Below are 21,751 nucleotides of genomic sequence, written 5' to 3'. Positions count from 1 at the left end.
CGGGACCCCCTCCGGCCCGGTCGGCTGGCACAACGTCCCGTCCTGGTACGCCGTGTCCGGCCAGGACCGCATGATCGATCCGGCCGAGGAACGCTGGATGGCAGCACGCGTCGGCGCGACCGTCGTCGAATACCCCACCGCCAGTCACGTCGGCGGAATCACCCGGCTGGCGTCACAGTTCACCGCGCTCATCGAACACGCGGCGCGCTCAGCCCGGGTGAGGTGAACGCCCAGGGCCGGGTGTCGGTCAGGGCCGGGTGGATCGCGGTGGCCTCGAACTCCAGGAACACCTTGTGGCCGAGCAGGAGGCCGGCGCCCTCCGCGGCGGCGTTCCAGACGACGCCCCAGTCCTTGCGGTTGATGGTGGCTGTGCCCTCGAGGACGACCCGGAGGTTGCCCTCCGGGTCGTCCTCGGCGCCGGTCAGGTCGAAGTACAGGGTGACCGGCTTGGTCACGCCGCGGATGGTCAGGTCGCCGGTGACCTTGAAGGTGGTCCTGCCGGCCTGCACCACGTTGGTGGAGTCGAAGGTGATGCTCGGATGGTCGGCCGTGCCCAGGAAGCTCCTGCGCAGGTGGTCGTCGCGCCGCTGGTTCCGGGTCTGGATGCTGCTCGTCAGGATCGTGAGCCGCACGCTGGACTTGGACGGGTCGTCGCCATCCAGGGACATGCTGCCCTCGAACTCGTCGAACTGCCCGCGCACCTTGGTGATCGTCTGCCGTACGGCGAAGCCGATCCGCGTCCGGGCGGTGTCGAGGACGTAGTCGCCGGTCAGCTCGTCGAGCTTCGTGGTGGTTGTCATGCTTGGTCGCTCCTGAAGGAGAATGGGGCTGGGTCGGGAGAGCCCGCCAGCGGGGTCGAGTCGGCGTACCTGATCTCGTAGGCACGCTCGGTGAACCTCCAGCCGTCCGGTGTGCGCCGGTAGCGGTCGTGGTAGATGGCGTAGTTCCGGTGCGACCTGCCGTCGCGGAAGCGCCCGAACTCCTCGACGTAGGAGCGGCCACTCGCGGTGTCGCCGTCCAGCCGGGTCGTGCCGGGGTGCACGGTCTGTACGAAGTACTCCCAGACCGGCCAGGCCCGCCCGATCCAGGCGCGGATCTCGTCCGGGCCGACGAGCGCGACGTCGATGTGGGGCATCCGCCAGACGCCGTCCGGCGCGAACAGCGCCGCGAACCGGTCGGGGTCGCGCATCATCCCCGCGTCGGTGAACTCACCACGGAGCGCCTCGATCTCGAAGCGGTCGACGATGCTCTGAACGTCGCTCATGGGTCCTGCTCCCTCGTCTGATCTCGCTGAGCTGGCATGGTGTTGTCTCTCAGCGGTTACGACGAAGCAGCCGCTCGGAATGTGAGGTGACGGCGCCAGACCTCACAGTTCGGCGCGCTGTTTCGTCGAACGGGTAAGAGCAGCTGCGAGCAAGGGAGTCGTCGACATCATGGGTACCGAGTCAGAGCCGGATCCGAGCCTGAGCGCGATCATGAGCGAGCGGCGTCAGCTGATCAACGTCGCGTACCGGCTGCTCGGCTCGCTGGCCGATGCCGAGGACGTCGTCCAGGAGACGTACGCCCGCTGGTACGCCCAGTCCGAGCAGCAGCGGGAGGCCATCGAGTCTCCCGGCGCCTGGCTGACGACGGTCACGAGTCGTATCTGCCTCGACCTGCTCGGCTCGGCGCGGGTCCGGCGGGAGAACTACGTCGGCGAATGGATCCCGGAGCCGCTGCCCGATCGGACGGAGTGGCTCGAGGCGCGGCCAGGCGACACCACGGCGGACCCGGCCGATCGGGTCACCCTCGACGAGTCGATCAACATGGCCTTCCTCGTCGTCCTCGAAGCGATGACTCCGGCCGAGCGCGTCACGTTCATCCTGCACGACGTCTTCCGCTACCCGTTCGCCGACGTGGCCGGGATCGTCGGCCGTACGCCGGCCGCCTGCCGCCAGCTGGCCTCGTCCGCCCGCCGTCGCCTGCGCGAGTCGCAGACTCCCCCGACTCCGGCAGCACAGAGCGCCGACATCGTCAGGAACTTCAAGCAGGCCTGGCAAGCCAAGGACATCGACGCCCTGATCGGCCTGCTCGACCCCGACGCCACCGCGATCGGCGACGGCGGCGGCCTCGTCAGCGCCGCGCTCTACCCGATCGAAGGCGGCGAGACGATCGCGCGGTACTACGTCGATCTCGCCAACAGGGCTGAGACACTGACGATCCTGGAACGCACTGTCAACGGTCAGCCCGGCCTGGTGGCTCAGCAGGACGGCGTCACCGTGGTGGTGATCGCCTTCGACATCGCGGGCGACCGGATCAGGAACATCTGGGCCGTGCGCAACCCCGAGAAGCTCCGCCCCTGGACGAACTGACGCCCAGCTCGGCGTTCAGCGGGATCCGAGTCAGAGGAGTTGCCTGGAGAGGTTGGCGTGCCGGTTGACGTCCTTGTAGAGGAGGTACCGGAAGCGGCCCGGACCACCGGCGTAGCAGGCCTGCGGGCAGAACGCCCGCAGCCACATGAAGTCGCCCTCCTGCACCTCGACCCAGTCCTTGTTGAGCAGGTAGACCGCCTTGCCCTCGAGCACGTAGAGGCCGTGCTCCATCACGTGGGTCTCAGGGAACGGGATCACGCCACCGGGCTCGAAGGTGACGATGTTGACGTGCATGTCGTGGCGCAGGTCGTCCGGATCGACGAACCGCTGGGTCGACCACCGGCCCTGCGTGTCCGGCATCTCGTGACCCTGGACGTCGACCTCGTTGGTGACGAACGCCTCGGGGACGTCGATCCCCTCCACCCGCTGGTAGGCCTTGCGGACGAAGTGGAACCTGGCGACCCGGTCGCTCGTGTTGCGCAGCGTCCAGTCGGCGGCCGGCGGCACGAACGCGTACCCGCCGGGCCCGAGCTCGTGCTTCTCGCCCGCGACGGTGAGAGTCAGGTTGCCTTCGACAACAAACAGGACGGCCTCGGCGCCGGGGTCGGTCTCGGGCCGGTCGCTACCGCCGCCCGGTGCGACCTCGACGATGTACTGCGAGAACGTCTCGGCGAACCCCGACAGCGGCCGGGCGAGCACCCACAGCCGGGTGTCCTCCCAGAACGGCAGGCGGCTGGTGACGATGTCGCGCATCGTGCCGCGCGGCAGCACGGCGTACGCCTCGGTGAAGACGGCGCGGTCGGTGGTCAGCTCGCTCTGCGCGGGCAGTCCGCCGGTCGGAGAGTAGTAGCGCGGCGCTGTCATCCTTGTCCTCCTCGGTTCAGCAGCCGCCCCCGTGGGCCGGCCTCGATGTCGATGGGCTCGCCGCGCAGCCAGGTACTGCGGACAACCCCGGCCAGCGACCGCCCGTCGTAAGGCGTGAGGGCGTTCTTGTGGTGCAGGGTGGCGGCGTTCACCACGAAGGTCTCGTCCGGCGCGAACACGCAGAGGTCCGCGTCGTACCCGGGCTCGATCCTGCCCTTGTGCGGCAGGGTCGCCTGCGCCGCCGGGGCCTGGCACATCCAGCGAGCGACGTCGACCAGGTCGAAGCCTCGCTCGCGCGCCTGCGTCCATACCGCCGGCAGACCGAGCTGAAGCGAGGCGATCCCACCCCAGGCCGCGCCGAAGTCGCCGGTGTCCAGGCACTTGAGGTCGATCGTCGATGGCGAGTGGTCGGAGACGACCAGGTCGATCACCCCGTCGCGCAAGCCCTCCCAGAGCAGCTCCCGGTTCTCGGCCTCACGGATGGGCGGGCAGCACTTGTACTGCGTGGCGCCGTCGGGGATCTCCTCGGCGGTGAACGTCAGGTAGTGCGGGCAGGTCTCCGCGGTGATCCGGACTCCGTCGTGGCGAGCCTCGGCCAGCATCGGCAGGACGCCGGCGCTGGACACGTGCAGGATGTGCACCCGGCAACCGGTCAGGGCGGCGAGCCCGATGACGTCGGCAACGGCCGCGTACTCCGCTTCGCGCGGTCGCGAGCGCAGGAAGCCGAGATAGCTCCCGCCGTGTGCTGCCGGGGCACGGTCGATCCTGTGGGCGTCCTCGGCGTGCACGATCAGCAGTCCGTCGAACGAGCTGATCTCGCGCATCGCGAGCTCCAGCTCGGCGGGATCCAGCGGCGGGAACTCGTCGACACCCGAGTGCAGCAGGAAGCACTTGAACCCGAACGCCCCGGCCTCGTGCAGCGGTTGCAACTGCGAGACGTTGCCGGGTATGGCGCCACCCCAGAACCCGACATCGACGTACGCCTGGGTCTGCGCGGTCTTCCGCTTCACCTCCAGCGCCGGTACGTCGCAGGTCGGGGGGATGCTGTTGAGCGGCATGTCGATGATCGTGGTCACGCCGCCGGCCGCTGCCGCTCTGGTCGCGGAGGTGAAACCCTCCCACTCGGTGCGCCCGGGATCGTTCACGTGGACATGGGAATCCACCAGCCCAGGCATGAGCACCTCGTCGTCGGCCAGCTCCACCCGCTCCGCAGGCTCACCCCAGAGTGCGGAGTCATACGGCTCGACGGCAACGATCCGGCCGTCTCGGACACCGACGACGCACGCCACCTCGCCTGCAGTGCTCGCCACCCGGCGAGCCCGGATCACGAGCTCCAACGCGGTCATGCGAGGCCCCTCTCGGTTGCTGTCATCGTAGGTCTACTCCTGCTCGGCTCACGGGAAGGTCGCGATCGGGAGGTGGTCGGCCGCGATCCGTTCACCGAGCCGGCGGAGCAGCGGGGCCGGGTCGGCGATGCACCGTCGTACGTCGGGCTCGAGGTCGGTCAGCGCGTACGCCGCGGCGATGCCGGCTGCGCGCAACTGACCAGGATCGAGCCGGTTGATCCCACAGACGGCGACCACGGGGATGCCTGCCGCTCCGGCCGCCGCGGCCACTCCGGCGGCCGCCTTGCCGTGCAGCGTCTGCTCGTCGAGCGCGCCTTCGCCGGTGACCACCAGGTCCACGCCGGTGAGCTGCTGGTGGAAGCCGACCAGGTCGAGCATGAGGTCGATGCCCGGGCGCAGTTCCGCGCCGAGCAGCGCCAGCGCCGCGAAGCCCACTCCCCCAGCGGCACCGGCACCGGCGGTGCCCCGGAGATCGCGCGCGGTCTCCCGAGCCACGATGTCGGCCCAACGCGTGAGCGCGATGTCGAGCTGCTCGATCTGCGTGGGGCTAGCGCCTTTCTGACCTCCGTACGTCGCCGCAGCGCCGTCCGACCCGGTCAACGGGTTGTCCACGTCGCACGCGACGACGATCTCGACTCCCGCCAGGCGCACGTGGAGTGCGGTCAGGTCGAGGGACGCCGCGGCGGTCAAGGCTGCACCGCCCTCGGCGACGTCGGCACCCTCGCCGTCGAGCAGCCGGCCGCCGAGCGCTCGGACCAGACCGGCTCCGCCGTCGGTACCCGCGCTGCCGCCGATGCCGAGGATCACCCGCCTGCAGCCACTGTCGATCGCCGCTGCCACCAGCTCGCCCGTACCGCGCGAGGTCGCCGTCATCGGAGCGGACCTGGCGCCGGGCAGCCGGATCAGCCCGGAGACGTCGGCCAACTCCACCACGGCAACCTCGCCGCGCCGCGCGAAGCCACTTCGCACCGGCTCACCTGTAGGCCCGCTGGCGGTCACCGGCACCAACTCGAACCCCGAGACCACAGCGGCGGCGAGCGTGCCATCACCGCCGTCGGCCACGGGCACCGAGTCGACGGACGCCTCGGGGCGGACCCGCCGTACGCCGATGCCGACCGCGGCCGCGACCTCGTCACTGCTGAGGGTGCCCTTGAACTTGTCAGAGGCAACGACCACCCGGAGATCAACCATCGTCAGCCGACAAGCGCGATCGCGGTCGGGGCGTCCTCGGGACGCTCGGCCGGCTCCTCGAACTCGACGATGTTGTCGATCTCGGTGCCCATGGCAACGTTGGTGACCCGCTCCAGGATGATCTCCACCACGATCGGCACCCGGAACTCGACCATCAGCTTCTTGGCCTGCTCCAGCGCCGGCAGGATCTCGTCCGGCTCGGACACCCGCAGAGCCTTGCAGCCCAGGCCCTCGGCGACCTTGACGTGGTCGACGCCGTAGCCGTTGAGCTCGGGACTGTTGATGTTCTCGAACGACAGCTGCACGCAGTAGTCCATCTCCAGGCCTCGCTGCGCCTGACGGATCAGCCCCAGGTAGGAGTTGTTCACGACGACGTGGATGTAGGGGATGTTGAACTGCGCGCCGACCGCGAGTTCCTCGATCAGGAACTGGAAGTCGTAGTCACCCGACAGCGCCACGACGGTACTGTCCGGGTCGGCGGTGGCGACGCCCAGTGTGGCGGGCACGGTCCAGCCGAGCGGACCCGCCTGGCCGGCGTTGATCCAGTGCCGCGGCCGGTAGACGTGGAGCATCTGCGCGGCCTGGATCTGTGACAGCCCGATCGTGCTGACGTAGCGGGTGTCGGGTCCGAACGCCCGGTTCATCTCCTCGTACACGCGCTGCGGCTTGATCGGGACGTTGTCGAAGTGCGTCTTACGTTGCAGCGTCGTCCGGCGCTGCCGGCACTCCTCCACCCAGGCGGAGCGATCGACCAGTCTGCCGTCAGCGGCCCAGTCCTTCGCGACCTCGACGAACACCTCGAGGGCGGCGCGGGCGTCGGAGACGATGCTGTAGTGCGGTGCGAACACCCGGCCGATCTGGGTCGGCTCGATGTCGACGTGGACGAACTTCCGGCCCTCGGTGTAGGTCGCCACCGATCCGGTGTGCCGGTTGGCCCAGCGGTTGCCGATGCCGAGCACGAGGTCGGAGGCCAGCAGGGTGGCGTTGCCGTAACGGTGCGAGGTCTGCAGGCCCACCATGCCGGCGGCCAGCGGATGGTCGTCCGGGATCGTGCCCCAGCCCATCAGCGTCGGGACGACCGGCACCCCGACGAGTTCGGCGAACTCGACGAGCAGGTCGGCCGCATCCGCGTTGACCACCCCGCCACCGGCGACGATCAGCGGCCGATCGGCGTCGTTGAGCAACGCGAGCGCCTTCTCCGCCTGGGCCCGGGTCGCGGCCGGCCTCGCCACGGGCAGCGGCTCATAGGTCGCGATGTCGAAGTCGATCTCGGCCAGCTGGACGTCGATCGGCAGGTCGATCAACACCGGGCCTGGACGACCCTCGCGCATCAAGTGGAAGGCCCGCTGGAACGTCCCCGGGACCTGGGCGGGCTCCATCACCGTGACGGCCCACTTGGCGACCGGCTTGGCGATCGAGGTGATATCGACCGCCTGGAAGTCTTCCTTGTGCAGCTTGGCCACCGGCGCTTGTCCGGTGATGCACAGGATCGGGATGGAGTCGGCGGACGCGGAGTACAGGCCGGTGATCATGTCGGTGCCGGCCGGGCCCGACGTACCGACGCAGACGCCGATGTTGCCTGCCTTGGCACGGGTGTAACCCTCGGCCATGTGAGAGGCAGCCTCGACGTGGCGGGCCAGCACGTGCTTGATCCCGCCGTGCTTCTTCATCGCGCTGTAGAACGGGTTGATCGCGGCGCCGGGCAGACCGAACGTCTGGGTGGCACCTTCCTTCTCCAGGATCAGGACCGCGGCATCGACCGCGCGCATGCGTGTCATCGTTCTCGTCTCCTCAGTCCTGGGTCTTGCCGGAGAGGCGTTCGACGCCTCGGAGCAGCGCGGAGTGGTCGAGGCCGCCGTCGCCGTTCGCGCGGGCCGAGGCAACGAGCTGGGCCACCAGTGAGCCGAGCGGTACGACGACGCCGCGTTCGCGGGCGGCCGAGGTGACGATGCCCATGTCCTTGTGGTGCAGGTCGATCCGGAAGCCCGGCTGGAAGGAGCGCGACAGCATGTTCTCCTGCTTCTGGTTCAGCACCGCCGAACCGGCCAGTCCCCCGCCGAGCACCTCGAGAGCCGCCTTGGTGTCGACGCCGTACGCCTCCAGGAAGACGACCGCCTCGGACAGCGCCTGGATGTTCGCTGCGACGATCAGCTGGTTGGCGGCCTTCACTGTCTGCCCGGATCCGCTCGCGCCGACATGGACGACGGTCTTGCCGACGGCGTCGAACAGCGGCTTCGCGGTCTGGAAGTCACCGGCCTCGCCGCCGACCATGATCGACAGCGCGGCGTTCTTGGCTCCCGCCTCGCCACCGGAGACCGGGGCATCGAGCACCCGGAAGCCCTGCTCCCGGGCCTGGGCGGCCAGCTGGATGGTGACGTCGGGCCGGATGCTGGAGAAGTCGATGATCAGCGCGCCGGACTTGGCGTGCTGGAACACGCCGCCCTCGCCGGAGAGCACCAGCTCTACATCCGGGGAGTCCGGCACCATCACGCAGACCACGTCGGCGTCCTGCACGGCGTCGGCGATCGACTCCGCGGCCCGGCCACCCGATTCGACCAGGGGCTTGGCCCGCTCGGGGTCGAGGTTGTAGCCGGCGACCCGGTGCCCGGCGTTGGCCAGGTGGACGGCCATCGGGCTGCCCATGATGCCGAGACCGATGAAAGCGATGTTCGTCATGTCTGAATCTCCAATGCTGGGTCAGCCGGCGACGGCGCGATGCTCGCGCGGCAGCCAGCCGAAGCTCTCGACGGTGGTGGTGGACGGCTTGTACTCGAGGCCGATCCAGCCGGTGTAGCCGCTGGCCGCAAGGGCGCCCAGCTGGCGTTCGAGCGGAAGCGTGCCGGTGCCGGGCTCATTGCGGCCGGGGGCGTCGGCGATCTGGACGTGGGCGATCCGGTCGGTGTGGTCCGCGATCACCTGATCGACGTCGTCGCCGTTGACCGCGAGGTGGTAGAGATCGGCGAGCAGGCCGAGGTTCGGTACGCCGTACGACGCCTGCGCCCGGTCGATCACGGTCAGCGCGTCGGCCGCGGTCAGCAGCGGGTACTGCGCCGCGCCGCTGACCGGCTCCACCAGGACGGTGCCCTGGATCCGCGCGGCCGCCCGGGCGGCGAGCTCGAGGTTCTCGACGGCGAGGTCGTCCTGTTCGCCCGCGGAATGACGGTCGTCCCGGTTGCCGTAGAGGGCGTTGAAGACTCGGCAGCCGAGCCGTTCTCCAATGCCGACCGTGGCGTCGATGTTGTCCCGGAACTCGCTGGATCGCTTGGGCGAGGACACCAGGCCGCGATCGCCGCCGGGCATGTCGCCGGCGAAGAAGTTGAGACCGGTCAGTTGCACGCCGGCGTCCTCGATGGCGGTGACGAACGCGTCGATGTCGGCGTCCGACGGCACCGCCTCGGCGAACGGCCACCAGAACTCGACGGCGCCGAAGCCGGCCCGGTGGGCCGCTGCGGGGCGCTCCAGCAACGGCAGTTCGGTGAACAGGATCGAGCAGTTCACCGTGTAGCGCGGCTCGTGGCTCATGGCGCCCTCCTTGAGAATTCCGCATTGCGGAAATGTAATTCTGTTCTGCGAAAGGACCATAGAATGACGGCGGCGACTGCGTCAAGCACCGGCGGAGTACGGGGCCCGAGGCTTTCGCCGCGAGCCGAGTCGAGGTATCAGGCGCGCGTCCGGGCGTTGTACGTTCCTCTGAAGGGCCGGCTTCATCCATCGGATCGGCCAGAGGAGGTGCGCCGTGCTGCTTCCCGACCTGCTCGACGCGCCGGAACTCCGGCTTCGCCTCCTGCACGCGGCTCCCGGCGCGCTGGAGCGCCCGATCGGCCGCCTTGTCACCACCGACCTGCTCGAGCCCGGCCGCTATCTCAGTGGCGGCGAACTGGTTCTCACCGGTCTGGTCTGGCGCCGCAGCGACACCGACAGCGAGGTCTTCGTGGCCTCAGTGGCCGGGCGAGGCGCGGCCACCATCCTGGCCGGCAAGGCGCTGTTCGGCTTCGTCCCCGACGACCTCCTCGAAGCTTGCCGTCGGCACCAGGTCACGCTCGTCGAGGTACCCACCGAGGTCGCGTTCGCGGACGTGACCGAGCATGTGGCCGCCGCGGGTTCGGCCGAGACCGGCGCCCGGTTGTCCGCGAGTCTCGTCCGCCAGCGCCAGTTGCTGTCCTCGATCGCCTCCGGCCGCAGCCTCGACGAGCTCGCCGCCCGGATCTCCGACGAAATCGGCCACGACTGCCGGGTGATCACGCCCACGGGGCGCCACGTCGTACCGGGGCCTGGTGAGCTGGACGACGAGACGCTCGACGCGGTCACCCGCACGTTCCTCACGGCGGCTCGCACCCCTGCCGTCGCCGTCGCCGGCGACGCGTCGTACAGCCTCTTCCCGGTCGGATCGGGCCTGGGCAACCGGCTGACCTCGTGGGTGCTGGTCATCGACGGCGACCACACGCAGTGGTCTCGCGACCATGTCGAGGCCGTGCACGAGCTGTGCACGATCGCCGCGCTGGACCGCGCGCGCCGGGACGAGGGGCGGCTCGCGCTGCGACCCCTGGTGGCTGAGGCACTGGAACTGGTCGAGTCCGGAGCACCGCACACGGACGTCGCCAGGCGGCTCCGCCAAGCCGGCGCCCACTCGGATCGGCCGATGGTGGTCGCGGTGGTGGAGCTGACTCTCACCCCACCGGGCCGCCCCGGCCACGGTCTCCGCGAGGACGGGCCGGGCGAGGTGGCGGTCACGGTGCTCGAGGACGTTGCTCTGACGGTCGGCCCGGCTGTGGTGGCGCCGGGGCGAGACGGCGTACTGGTCGCATTGTTGCCGTCGTCCCCCGAACTGCCGGACCAGTTGCGCCGGGCGTTCGGTCGGCTCTCGCCTGGACTGGTACGGACGAGACTCGCAGTCGGGGTCAGCGGCGAGACCGGCATCGACGCGCTGGCGGGGGCGCTCGAGGAGGCGCGGTTCGCCCATCGGGTGGCCAGTTCCGGCAGCACGTCGGTGTCGGTGGTGACCTCGGACCAGGTCGCCTCACACGTGCTCCTGCTCGCCACCTTGCCCGACGACGTCCGGCGGACCTACACCCATCGGGTCCTCGGGCCGGTGCTCGACCACGACCGCCGGACCCAGTCCGACCTGCTCGCCACGCTGCAGGAATTCCTCGCCTGCTCGGGTTCGTGGTCGCGGACCGCCGAGGCGATGCACCTGCACGTCAACACCGTCCGGTACCGGATCGAACGCGTGGAGCAACTGACCGGTCGCGATCTGTCGAGCCTCGAGGACAAGGTCGACGTGTTCCTGGCGCTCAAGTCGCTCTGAACCGCCCGGTTTGGGTGATCGCACAGATCCAGACCCTCCAGCGGGCCGACTTTCGGAGGTTCACCGGGTGCCCCCGCGGCCGTGACGAGCCGATGCTGTCGTGCAGGTCACACAAACGCCGCGACCTCCTGAGCCCCTGAGGAAGGTGCCCGATGAAGGCAATCCCGCGACCGAGCCGCAACGCCGGCCGGCACCCCGTCGACGAGGTCCTGCCTCCTGGCAAGCTCGTTGTCTACGGCACCCAGCACGTCCTGGCGTTCTACGCCGGCGCGGTGATCGTCCCGATCCTGCTGGCGAACTCGATCGGACTGAGCACACAGCAACTCGTGCACCTGATCAACGCGGACCTGTTCACCTGTGGCATCGCGTCGATCATCCAGTCGGTCGGGTTCTGGAAGGTCGGCGTACGGCTCCCGCTACTGCAAGGCGTCACGTTCACGGCGGTGTCGCCGATGATCGCGATCGGCCTCGCCGCGGGCGGCGGCACGGACGGCCTGCTGGTGATCTACGGCGCAGTACTGGTCGCCGGTCTGGCTACCTTCTTCATCGCGCCGTACTTCAGCCGGCTGATCCGGTTCTTCCCGCCAGTCGTCACCGGCTCGGTGATCACGATCATCGGTCTGGCGCTGCTGCCGGTCGCGGCCGGGGACGCCACCGGTGGTGCCGGGCCGACCTCGGACCCGACCAGTGGCAAGAACCTGGCCTACGCGCTGGGAACACTCGCGCTCATCGTGCTGATCCAGCGGGTCTTCAAGGGGTTCATGGCGACGGTCGCCGTGCTCGTCGGGCTGGTCGCCGGCACCTTGGTCGCGTGGGCCTTCGGCGACGCCCACTTCGGCGCGGTGAGTGACTCGGGCTGGGTCGGCGTCACCACGCCGTTCTACTTCGGCTGGCCGCAGTTCTCGGTCGCCGCCATCATCTCGGTGGTCGTGGTCATGCTGATCACCGCGGTCGAGACCACCGGTGACGTGTTCGCGACCGGCGAGATCGTCGAGAAGCGGATCGGCCGCGAGGACATCGCCCGGGCGCTCCGCGCGGACGGCCTGGCCACCACCATCGGCGGTGTCTTCAACTCCTTCCCCTACACGTGTTTCGCCGAGAACGTCGGCCTGGTCCGGCTCACCCGGGTCAGGAGCCGCTGGGTGGTCGCGGCGGCCGGCGCGATCATGATCCTGCTCGGCCTGGTGCCCAAGGCAGGCGCCGTCGTCGCCGGCATCCCGCACCCGGTACTGGGCGGCGCTGCCCTGGCGATGTTCGCCACCGTGGCCGTCGTCGGTTTCCAGACGCTGGCCAAGGTCGACTTCCACGACCACCGCAACGTCGTCATCGTGGCGACCAGCGTCGGTCTCGCCATGTACGTCACGGCGCAGCCGGAGGTCGCCCAGGCGGTGCCGGGCTGGGCCGAGATCATCTTCGGCAGCGGCATCACCCTCGGCAGCCTGACCGCGATCGGGCTCAACATCCTCTTCCACCACGTGGGCAAGGACTACGGCCCCGCGGTGGCCGGGCAGCCGGGTGGCACGGTCCGGCTGGACCAGGTCAACAAGATGAGCCGCGAGGAGTTCGTGGAGACCTTCGCCGGCCTGTTCCAGGGACCCCGCTGGATGGTCGAGCGCGCCTGGGACATGCGGCCCTTCGCCGACACCCACGCCTTGCGCCGGTCGTTCCAGGAGGCACTCTTCTCCGGATCGCACGACGAGCAGCGCCAGCTGATCGAGGCCTACCCGCAGCTCGGCTCGCAGTTCGTCGCCGACGGCCTCAGCGGTGAGGCGTCACTGCGGGACCAGGCCGCACGCGGGCTGACCTTCCTTGCCGAGCCGGAACGCGATGAACTGGAGACGATCACCGCGGCGTACCGCGAGCGCTTCGGTTTCCCGCTGGTCATCTCGGTTCGCGACGCGGACTCGTTCGACCGGATCGTCGAGCAGGGCCGCGAGCGACTGGGCAACTGCGAGAACCAGGAGCACGCGGCCGCGCTGCTCGAGATCGCGAAGATCGCCGGCTACCGGTTCGACGACTTCCTTCAGGACGCGAATCCCATCCACAGCGCACGAACCCGCTGGAGCAGCAACCGATGACTACTACAGCCGACCACCGGCCCGTGGCCCTGAGCGCACCCGCGCTCAAGGTCAACGGCGAGGACACCGCCATCGGTGAGGTGACCGTCCACACCACCGCGCTGGACTGGCTCCGCGACCGTGGCCTGACCGGAGCCAAGGAGGGTTGCGCCGAGGGTGAATGCGGCGCGTGCTCCGTACTCGTCGCCCGCCCGGGGATCGACACCTCGACCGAGTGGACCGCGGTGAACGCCTGCCTGCTGCCCGTGGCGGCCCTCGACGGTCAGGAGATCATCACCTCAGAGGGACTGGGCTCGCCGGCCTCGCTGCACCCGGTGCAGGAGGAGCTCGCCGTCCGCGGCGGATCCCAGTGTGGCTTCTGTACCCCGGGCTTCGTCTGCAGCATGGCCGCCGAGTACTACCGTCCCGACCGTACGGCGCCCGCGGCCGAGGCGTGCGACCACGAGCACGGCCCCAACGGCTTCGACATCCACGCGCTCAGCGGAAACCTGTGCCGGTGCACGGGGTATCGCCCGATCCGGGACGCAGCGTACGCGCTCGGTAGTCCGGCCGCGGACGACAAGTTCGCGGCGCGCACGCTGGCCCCGCCGCCTCCACCGGCGCCGACCGCGATGGAGGTCGCCGGATCAGAATTCCTCCGGCCGGCGAGCCTCGACGGCGTGCTCGAGGTGCTGGCCGACCGGGCCGACGCGCAGGTCGTGGCGGGATCGACCGACGCCGGCGTGGAGGTGAACCTGCGTGGCGCCCGGCCTGCCTTGGTCGTCGCTGTGGACCGGCTGGCAGAGCTGCGGGAGTTCGAGTTCGGGGCTGACGAGGTGCGTATCGGTGCCGCCCTGACGCTGAGTGAGATCGAGCGGCTGCTCGACGGACGGGTTCCGCTGCTGGCACAGATGTTCCCGCAGTTCGCCTCCCGCCTGATCCGCAACGGCGCCACCATCGGCGGCAACCTCGGCACCGGTTCACCGATCGGCGATACCCCACCGGCGCTGCTGGCTCTCGATGCCTCGCTTGTCCTGGCCTCACGCCGTGGGGAGCGGGTTGTGCCGCTCGCGGACTACTTCACGGAGTACCGGCAAACTCTCAAGGCTCCCGACGAGCTGATCCGGGCCATCCTGGTTCCGCTGCCGCTCGCACCGCTGACCGCCTTCCACAAGATCGCCAAGCGCCGCTTCGACGACATCTCGAGCGTCGCCATCGGCTATGCCGTCGAGGTTGAGGACGGTGTCATTCGCCAGGCCCGGATCGGACTCGGCGGCGTGGCGGCCACGCCGCTGCGCGCCCGAGCCACCGAAGAGGCGCTCACCGGCCGGCCGTGGACCGAGCGGACGGTGCGTGAGGCGGCCGCCGTGATGGCCGCCGAGGGCACGCCGATGGACGACCACCGCGCCAGCGCGTCGTACCGCTCCGCGATGCTCGGCCAGTCGCTGCTCCGGTTCTACGCCGAACACCGTGCACCGGAAGGAGTACGCGCATGAGCCAGCTGTCCGAACGTCCACGGCAGGCCATCGTCGGCCTGCCGCTGCCGCACGAGAGCGCCGCCCTGCACGTCACCGGCAACGCCCTTTACACCGACGACCTCGTCGTCCGGACCAAAGACGCGCTCCACGCCTGGCCTGTCCAGTCACCCCATGCCCACGCCCGGATCACCTCGCTGAAGGTGAAGCCCGCGTACGACGTACCGGGGGTGGTCCGAGTGCTGACCGCCGAGGACGTGCCCGGGGTCAACGACGCCGGCGTGAAGCACGATGAGCCGCTGTTCCCGACCGAGGTGATGTTCCACGGACACGCGATCTGCTGGGTTCTCGGGGAGACCTTGGAGGCTGCGCGGCTCGGCGCCGCGGCCGTGGAAGTCGAGTACGAGTCTCTCCCCTCGCTCGTGACGGTCCCCGAGGCGATCGCCGCCGGCAGCTTCCAGGGCACCGGGCGGCACCTGAATCGCGGCGACGTCGGTACGGCGTTGTCCCAGGCGACCCACGTGTTCCGGGGCGAGTTCGAGTTCGCCGGCCAGGAGCACTTCTACCTCGAGACCCACGTCGCGCTGGCCCTGGTCGACGAGGCCGGCCAGATCTTCGCGCAGAGCAGCACCCAGCACCCGTCGGAGACCCAGGAGATCATCGCCCACGTTCTGGGCGTGCCCAGCCACGCGGTGACTGTGCAGTGCCTGCGGATGGGAGGCGGCTTCGGCGGCAAGGAGATGCAGCCCCACGGCTTCGCCGCCATCGCGGCCCTCGGCGCGACCCTGACCGGCCGGCCGGTACGACTGCGGCTCAACCGCACGCAGGACATGACGATGTCCGGCAAGCGCCACGGCTTCCACTCCGAGTGGGAGGCCGGCTTCGACGACGACGGCCGCCTGGTGGCGCTGGACGCCACCCTCACCTCCGACGGCGGATGGAGCCTCGACCTGTCCGAGCCGGTTCTCGCCCGCGCGATGTGCCACATCGACAATGCCTACTGGATCCCGAACGTCCGCGTCGACGGCCGGATCGCCAAGACGAACAAGACCTCCCAGACAGCCTTCCGCGGCTTCGGCGGTCCCCAGGGCATGCTCGTCGTGGAGGAGGTGCTGGGCAGGTGCGCGCCGCTGCTCGGGCGCGACGCGATGGACTTGCGGCGCCGCAATCTCTACCGGCCGCACGACACCACGCCGTACGGGCAGCCGGTCCGCCACGCGGAGCGGTTGGAGGCCTGCTGGAGCGAGGTGGTCGAGACCGGCGAGGTCGAACGCCGGCGGATGGAGATCGAGCAGTTCAACGCGACCCACCCGGACACGAAGCGGGCGCTGGCGATGACGCCGGTGAAGTTCGGCATCTCGTTCAACCTGACCGCGTTCAACCAGGCCGGCGCGCTCGTGCACGTCTACAAGGACGGCTCGGTGCTGATCAACCACGGCGGCACCGAGATGGGGCAGGGCCTGCACACCAAGATGCTGCAGGTGGCGGCCACCACGCTCGGCCTACCGCTGGAGCGCGTCCGGCTGGCGCCGACCCGTACCGACAAGGTGCCCAACACCTCGGCCACCGCGGCGAGCTCCGGCGCCGACCTCAACGGCGCAGCGATCAAGAACGCCTGCGAGCAGATCCGCGAGCGCCTCGCGCGGGTCGCCGGGGGCCGCCTCGGCATCAGCCCCGGCGACGTGCGGTTCAGCGAGGGCGTCATCCGCGGGCTGTCCTTCGACGGCGAGGGGTTGCGGTGGGAGGACGTCGTGAACGACGCCTACCACCAGCGCGTCCAGCTGTGGGCGGCCGGCTTCTACCGCACCGAAGGCCTGCATTGGGACCCGGTCGCCATGCGGGGCGAACCCTTCAAGTACTTCGCGTACGGCGTGGCCGCCGCTGAGGTCGAGGTGGACGGATTCAGCGGCGCCTACACCCTGCGCCGGGTCGATATCGTCCACGACGTGGGCGACAGCCTCAGCCCGCTGATCGACCTCGGCCAGATCGAGGGCGGCTTCGTCCAGGGAGCCGGCTGGCTGACGCTGGAGGATCTCCGCTGGGACGAGAGCGACGGCCCGAACCGCGGCCGGCTGGCCACGCAGGCGGCCAGCACCTACAAGCTGCCCAGCTTCTCGGAGATGCCGGAGGTCTTCAACGTCAGCCTGCTGGAGAAGGCCCACGAGGATGGCGCGGTCTATGGCTCGAAGGCGGTCGGCGAACCGCCCCTGATGCTCGCCTTCTCCGTGCGAGAGGCACTACGGCAGGCCGCGGCGGCGTTCGGCCCGCCTGGGACGAGCGTCGTACTGCGCTCGCCGGCGACGCCCGAGGCCGTCTACTGGGCGCTGGATGGGGCCCGATCGTCCGGCCATCGCGCGGAGCAACTGGAGACGGTCGAGCTGATGCGCTCCCCCGCCGGACTGAGTGGAGTGTGACGTCAGAAATGGAATGGATGAAGGCCGTAACCCGGCTACGCGAGCAGCGACGGCCCGGCGTACTGGTCACCGTGCTGTCGGTCCGCGGGCACGCACCCCGCGAGGCCGGCGCCAAGATGGTGGTCGCGGCGGACCAGGTCTGGGGCACTGTCGGCGGTGGCAATCTGGAGTCGGTCGCGATCGACCGGTCGCGTGAGCTCCTCGCGACCGGCGGCACCGAGCCGGAGGTGATCGAGTTCGCGCTGTCGGACAAGGCGCCGTACCAGCACGGGGTCCAGTGCTGCGGTGGCGAGGTGAAGCTGTTGCTCGAACCGCTGCCGGTGGTTCCGTCCGTGGCGATCTTCGGAGTCGGACATGTCGGTCTCGAGCTCGCGCGGATCCTCGCCCGGCATGACGTGGAACTGCACCTGGTCGACTCGCGACCCGAGCAATTGGAGCCCGAGCGGCTGTCCGTACTCGATGACGCGGTCGCCGGGGTGCACGTGCACCACGTGCCGGTGTTGCCAGAACTGGTGATCAGCGAGCTCCCGCCGGGCACCCACGCGCTGGTGATGACCCACGACCACGCCGAGGACGCCGCCCTGTGCGACGCCACCCTGCGCGACGGCCGGATGGCCACCATCGGGCTGATCGGGTCCAGCGCGAAGTGGGCGCGGTTCCGCCGCAAGCTGGCCGACGACGGCCATCCGGACGAGGCGATCGCCAGGATCACCACGCCCATCGGCGTACCCGAACTGTCCGGCAAGGAGCCGGCCACCATCGCGGTCAGCGTGGCGGCCTGGCTGCTCCAACTCTTCTCTGCCGAGCGCAACACCGCGCCGGCCCATCGTGAGGCAAAGGCATGACGATCTTCCGAGGCACGTTCCTCGACACTCCGGACAACCCGTTCACCGGCGGCAATCTGCGGGTCGCCACCGACTCCGCAGTACTGGTCCAGGACGGCATGATCGTTGCTCGCGGCAACGCGTCGGACATCCGTAGCGCACATCCCGCCGAGGAAACCGTGGACCTCACGGGTGGCCTGGTGCTCCCCGGGTTCGTGGACACACATGTCCACTTCCCGCAGATCCGGGCAGTCGGTGGGCTGGGTCTGCCTCTGTTGGAGTGGCTCGACAAGTACGCGCTGCCCGAGGAGGCCCGGATGGCCGACGTCGGCTACGCCACGGGGGTCGCTACCGAATTCGTCCGTGGCCTCGCGGCGGCTGGCACTACGAGCGCGCTCGTCTTCGGTGCCCATTACTCCGACGCGGTGGACCTGCTGTTCACCGCGGCATCCCGGGTCGGACTGCGGATCACCAGCGGGTTGGTCGTGAGCGACCGCCTGCTGCGGCCGGAGCTACTCACCACCCCGGCGCGGGCGTACACGGAATCGCTGGCCCTGGCAGAGAAGTGGCACGGCGTCGGCCGCAACCGGTACGCCGTGACGCCGCGCTTCTCCCTGTCCTGCACAGACGACATGCTCGCGGCCTGCCGCACTGTGCTCGAAGAGGTCCCGGGTGCGTTGTTCACCTCGCACCTCAATGAGAACGAGGCGGAGATCGCGACTGTGGCCGAGCTCTTCGGCGGGAGCGACTACGTGTCGACGTACGACCGACATGGGCTGGTCGACCGCCGGAGCGTGCTCGCCCACAACGTCCACCCGACCGACGTGGAGCTGAAGGTGCTCGCCGAAAGCAGTGCATCGGTTGCCCACTGTCCGACGAGCAACGCCGCCCTGGGCAGCGGCCTGTTCCCATTGGAACGACACCTCCAAGCCGGCGTACGCGTCGCCCTCGGCTCGGACGTCGGCGCCGGCACGGGCTTCTCGTTGCTGAAGGAAGGACTGCAGGCGTACTTCGCCCAGCAGTTGCTCGGCGACCAGGGGTGTTCGCTCACTGCCGCCCACCTGTTGCACCTGGCAACGACAGCGGGCGCCGAGGCGCTCGGCCTGAGCTCCGAGGTCGGCGACCTGAGCGTCGGCAAGCGCTTCGACGCCCAGCTACTACGCCCAGCCGACGGCTCACCCCTGGCCGTCGGAGTCGCCCACGCCGCCGACGCCGAGGAGGTCCTGGCCCGCATCTTCACCCTAGGCACCCCCGCCGACGTCCGCGCCGTCTGGATCGACGGCCAACTCCTGCACGATGAATCCTCGAGCAGCCCGACCCACCAGGCCTCCGCCGGCTGACCCGCCTGAAGCGCGCAACCACACCCGCACGCAACTTCCCCGGCGGACAGCGCGGGCGTCCGATGGCGGGGTGTCCGACCGCTGGCGCCCTACAAGCCGCCAGTGGCCGTAGAACCCGCTTGCGAGCGGGTGTCAGCCGGCCTTGGCGAGGAGGTTGTGCTGGACCTTTGCCACCTGCTTGGCCAAGGTGAGCTCGTCGATGGTGATGACGGTGTCGTGCTCGACCACCGGGCGTCCGTTCACGAGGAGGAGTTCCAGCGGCGGTGGGGTGCCGAGGACCAGGGCGGCTACTGGGTCGGCGATGCCGGCGTGCGCGAGGGTGTCGATTCGCCAGAGCGCCAGGTCGGCGAGTTTGCCCACTTCCACCGAGCCGATCTCGTCGTCACGACCCAGGATGCGGGCGCCGTCGAGCGTCGCCATCTCCAGCGCGGCACGGACATCGAGCGCCCGCGGACCACCCCGGGCACGGGCGAAGAGCAAGGCATGGCGCAGCTCTTCGACCAGGCTGCCGGCTTCGTTGCTGGCGGCACCGTCCACACCGAGGCCGACCGGACTACCGGCCGCCCGGAGGTCGGCGACGCGCGCGATCCCGGCGCCGAGGCGAGCGTTGGAGCTCGGGCAGTGCGCGACACCGGTGGCCGTCTGGCCCAGCTGCTTGATCTCCGCGTCGTCGAAGTGGATGCCGTGCGCGAACCACACGTCCGGACCGGTCCAGCCGAGGCGCGCGGCGTACTCCAACGGGGTGCAGTCGAACTTCTCGTGGCACCAATCGGCCTCGTCGGTGGTCTCGGCCAGGTGCGTGTGCAGCCGGACGCCCTTGCGGCGGGCCAGCTCGGCGGCCTCCTGCATCAGTTCGCCGGTGACGGTGAACGGCGAGCAGGGCCCGACCACGATCCGCAGCATCGACCCGGGACCCGGATCGTGCCAGCGGTCGATCGCGGCCTCGGTCGCGGCCAGGATCTCGTCGCAGTCCTCGACCACCGAGTCCGGCGGCAGTCCGCCGTCCTTCTCGCTGAGATCCATCGAGCCGCGCGCGGGGTGGAACCGCAGTCCCACCTCCGCGGCGGCGAGGATCTCCGCTCCGAGCAGGTCCTTGGCCGACCGCGGGAAGAGGTAGTGGTGATCGGCCGCGGTGGTACAGCCGGTGCGGGCCAGCTGAGCCAGCGCGGCCTGCGCGGCAACGTGAACGGACTCCTCGTCGATCCCCGCCCACACCGGGTAGAGCGTGGTCAGCCAGCCGAACAGTGTGGAGTCGGTAGCGAGCCCACGGGTCGCCCACTGGAACAGATGCTCGTGGGTGTTGACGAAGCCGGGCGTGAGCAGACATCCACGCCCGTCGATCACCCGCGCTCCGTCGTACCGCGGTGCGGGTCCGGCACCGACCGCGACGATCCGGTTGCCGTCAGCAACGACATGCCCGGTGGCCAGCTCGCGGCGCTCCCGGTCGAGCGTGACCACAGCCGCTCCGTCGATCACGATAGGGGCTGCGCTCATCGGACCACTTTCCTGCTCCTCACGGGAAGGCGGCCGGTGCCACCTCAGTGAGGTCAGTCAACTCCGCCGGGCGATGAGCCGTAACCGGCAGGAGACACGAAACTTCGGCCCTCGAGGGCACTGCGGGTTGGAGGTTCCTCCTAGCGTGTGCCTGCCGCGCGACACGGCAGACACACCCCGTGTCAGCAGAAGCCCGGGACGCCGTGCCACGCGCTGCCCGGCTCGCTGGCGTCGTCACGGACAACGGTCGCCTCGATGAGCCCGTACGGCCGGTCCGCGGCGATGAACACCTCGCCTGGGTTCTCCACGCCGAAGGGGCTCAGGTCCACCAGGAAGTGGTGCTTGTTCGGCGCCGAGAACTTGATCTCCGCGACCTCGGGGTGCTGCTGGAGCACCGCCTCGCCCATCCCGTACAGCGTCTGCTGCAGCGCGTAGCTGTGGATCCGAGCGAACTGCTCGAGCAGCAGGCCTTTGATCTCGTCGTACGACTTGTCCCAGTCGACCTCGGTGTGGTCGTAGCGCCAGCGGGCGACTAGGGAGGTCGCGAGCACGCGGTCGTCCGTCTCCGGCAGCGTCGTGTACTTGTCCTTGAGGAAGCCGTGGAACTCCGAACCGGTGGACTTGAGCAGAGTGAGGTCGTGGACGCCGGAGACGACGTGCGCGTTGCGCTCGGCGCCGCGGCCGTCGACGTTGACGACCGTCGTCCGGATGCCGCTGCCGGCCCGGACGAAGGCGTGGTCGTGGCCCGCGCCGTCGACGCTGATCCGCTCCCACGGATACTCCTCGATCTCGATCCGCGCGCCGTCGGCGGCCGGGGCGGAGTCGATGAAGTGACCGCCCAGCGTCAGCGCGAAGTCCTCGATCGCGCCGATGCCCTTCTCCTTGGCGAAGGCGAACGCGGTGTTCTTCTGGGTGTCGGTGGGCAGCACGTCGCGCTGGTCCCCGGTCGTGTGCGCGTCCTCGAACCGTCCCCGCAGGGCGGACGAGACGTTCAGGTCGCGGATCTGGTGGCGGGGTGTGTCGCGGTAGATGCGGACGACCCGGCTCTCGGCCTTGCCGTACTGATTGGCTCCCAGGTGGATCGCCATGG

The 21,751-nt window shown here is 69.7% G+C and carries 17 protein-coding genes and 1 pseudogene; 8 read left to right on the top strand and 10 right to left on the bottom strand.

What is annotated here, in order from left to right; all coding sequences use genetic code 11:
• Window positions 1-226, top strand: a pseudogene (locus EV648_RS42695) (alpha/beta hydrolase); the annotation flags it as partial.
• Here EV648_RS42695 and EV648_RS25470 read toward each other — a convergent pair.
• Complete coding sequence (locus EV648_RS25470) at window positions 189-800, bottom strand: YceI family protein (protein ID WP_132296672.1); 612 nt, start codon at window positions 798-800, stop codon at window positions 189-191. The pseudogene EV648_RS42695 and the gene EV648_RS25470 sit on opposite strands and share 38 nt — an antisense overlap.
• On the bottom strand, window positions 797-1,264 hold the full coding sequence (locus EV648_RS25465) for a nuclear transport factor 2 family protein (protein ID WP_132296669.1): 468 nt from the start codon (window positions 1,262-1,264) through the stop codon (window positions 797-799). The genes EV648_RS25470 and EV648_RS25465 overlap by 4 nt, the downstream gene beginning before the upstream one ends.
• 169 nt (window positions 1,265-1,433) lie before the next feature.
• Here EV648_RS25465 and sigJ point away from each other — a divergent pair, with 169 nt between their 5' ends.
• Window positions 1,434-2,351, top strand: coding sequence for an RNA polymerase sigma factor SigJ (gene sigJ, locus EV648_RS25460; protein WP_132296666.1), 918 nt, complete (start codon window positions 1,434-1,436; stop codon window positions 2,349-2,351).
• 30 nt (window positions 2,352-2,381) lie between these two features.
• Here sigJ and EV648_RS25455 read toward each other — a convergent pair whose 3' ends face one another.
• From EV648_RS25455 to EV648_RS25430, 6 genes are read right to left on the bottom strand one after another with little or no spacing between them, the layout of a single operon-like run.
• A complete protein-coding gene (locus EV648_RS25455) occupies window positions 2,382-3,215 on the bottom strand; it encodes a bifunctional allantoicase/(S)-ureidoglycine aminohydrolase (RefSeq protein ID WP_132296663.1) in 834 nt (277 codons plus the stop codon).
• The gene (gene allB / locus EV648_RS25450; RefSeq protein WP_132296660.1) at window positions 3,212-4,561 is read right to left on the bottom strand and encodes an allantoinase AllB; all 1,350 of its coding nucleotides are present in this window, start codon (window positions 4,559-4,561) and stop codon (window positions 3,212-3,214) included. The genes EV648_RS25455 and allB overlap by 4 nt, the downstream gene beginning before the upstream one ends.
• Window positions 4,562-4,609: 48 nt before the next feature.
• Window positions 4,610-5,737 (bottom strand): glycerate kinase, encoded by a 1,128-nt coding sequence (locus EV648_RS25445; protein ID WP_241995587.1) that lies wholly within the window; start codon window positions 5,735-5,737, stop codon window positions 4,610-4,612.
• A 17-nt stretch (window positions 5,738-5,754) separates the two neighbouring features.
• Window positions 5,755-7,530 carry a glyoxylate carboligase gene (gcl, locus tag EV648_RS25440; RefSeq protein ID WP_132296654.1) on the bottom strand — a complete coding sequence of 592 codons (1,776 nt, stop codon included), beginning with the start codon at window positions 7,528-7,530 and terminating at the stop codon, window positions 5,755-5,757.
• Window positions 7,531-7,543: 13 nt separating this feature from the next.
• Window positions 7,544-8,428 (bottom strand): 2-hydroxy-3-oxopropionate reductase, encoded by an 885-nt coding sequence (locus EV648_RS25435; RefSeq protein ID WP_132296651.1) that lies wholly within the window; start codon window positions 8,426-8,428, stop codon window positions 7,544-7,546.
• 21 nt (window positions 8,429-8,449) lie between these two features.
• Complete coding sequence (locus tag EV648_RS25430; RefSeq protein WP_132296648.1) at window positions 8,450-9,274, bottom strand: hydroxypyruvate isomerase family protein; 825 nt, start codon at window positions 9,272-9,274, stop codon at window positions 8,450-8,452.
• Between the two features lie 214 nt (window positions 9,275-9,488).
• Between EV648_RS25430 and EV648_RS25425 the strand changes: the two genes are divergently transcribed.
• The 6 genes from EV648_RS25425 (at window position 9,489) to guaD (ending at window position 19,167) form a co-directional block, all read left to right on the top strand.
• Window positions 9,489-11,057 (top strand): PucR family transcriptional regulator, encoded by a 1,569-nt coding sequence (locus EV648_RS25425; RefSeq protein WP_132296645.1) that lies wholly within the window; start codon window positions 9,489-9,491, stop codon window positions 11,055-11,057.
• A 152-nt stretch (window positions 11,058-11,209) separates the two neighbouring features.
• Entirely contained in the window at window positions 11,210-13,135 is a 1,926-nt protein-coding gene (gene uraD / locus EV648_RS25420) for a 2-oxo-4-hydroxy-4-carboxy-5-ureidoimidazoline decarboxylase (protein ID WP_132296642.1), read from the top strand.
• The gene (locus EV648_RS25415) at window positions 13,132-14,610 is read left to right on the top strand and encodes a xanthine dehydrogenase small subunit (protein ID WP_199234803.1); all 1,479 of its coding nucleotides are present in this window, start codon (window positions 13,132-13,134) and stop codon (window positions 14,608-14,610) included. Before uraD ends, EV648_RS25415 begins: the two co-directional genes overlap by 4 nt.
• Window positions 14,607-17,003: a xanthine dehydrogenase molybdopterin binding subunit gene (gene xdhB, locus EV648_RS25410; protein WP_132296639.1), complete on the top strand. Its 2,397-nt coding sequence runs from the start codon at window positions 14,607-14,609 to the stop codon at window positions 17,001-17,003. The genes EV648_RS25415 and xdhB overlap by 4 nt, the downstream gene beginning before the upstream one ends.
• Window positions 17,004-17,020: 17 nt before the next feature.
• Complete coding sequence (gene xdhC / locus EV648_RS25405; protein WP_241995585.1) at window positions 17,021-17,848, top strand: xanthine dehydrogenase accessory protein XdhC; 828 nt, start codon at window positions 17,021-17,023, stop codon at window positions 17,846-17,848.
• The gene (gene guaD, locus EV648_RS25400) at window positions 17,845-19,167 is read left to right on the top strand and encodes a guanine deaminase (RefSeq protein WP_132296633.1); all 1,323 of its coding nucleotides are present in this window, start codon (window positions 17,845-17,847) and stop codon (window positions 19,165-19,167) included. Before xdhC ends, guaD begins: the two co-directional genes overlap by 4 nt.
• A 132-nt stretch (window positions 19,168-19,299) precedes the next feature.
• On the opposite strand, the gene EV648_RS25395 is transcribed toward guaD, so the two are convergent.
• Both EV648_RS25395 and pucL read right to left on the bottom strand, forming a co-directional pair.
• Window positions 19,300-20,661, bottom strand: a complete 1,362-nt coding sequence (locus tag EV648_RS25395) for an 8-oxoguanine deaminase (RefSeq protein ID WP_132296630.1) — start codon at window positions 20,659-20,661, stop codon at window positions 19,300-19,302.
• A 182-nt stretch (window positions 20,662-20,843) separates the two neighbouring features.
• The gene (pucL, locus tag EV648_RS25390; RefSeq protein WP_132296626.1) at window positions 20,844-21,749 is read right to left on the bottom strand and encodes a factor-independent urate hydroxylase; all 906 of its coding nucleotides are present in this window, start codon (window positions 21,747-21,749) and stop codon (window positions 20,844-20,846) included.
• Window positions 21,750-21,751 lie beyond the last annotated feature (2 nt).

The organism is Kribbella sp. VKM Ac-2568, assembly GCF_004345365.1.
GTDB lineage: Bacteria > Actinomycetota > Actinomycetes > Propionibacteriales > Kribbellaceae > Kribbella > Kribbella orskensis.
Note: the sequence above shows the minus strand (reverse complement) of the source record. Positions and strands in the feature narration are given on the sequence as shown.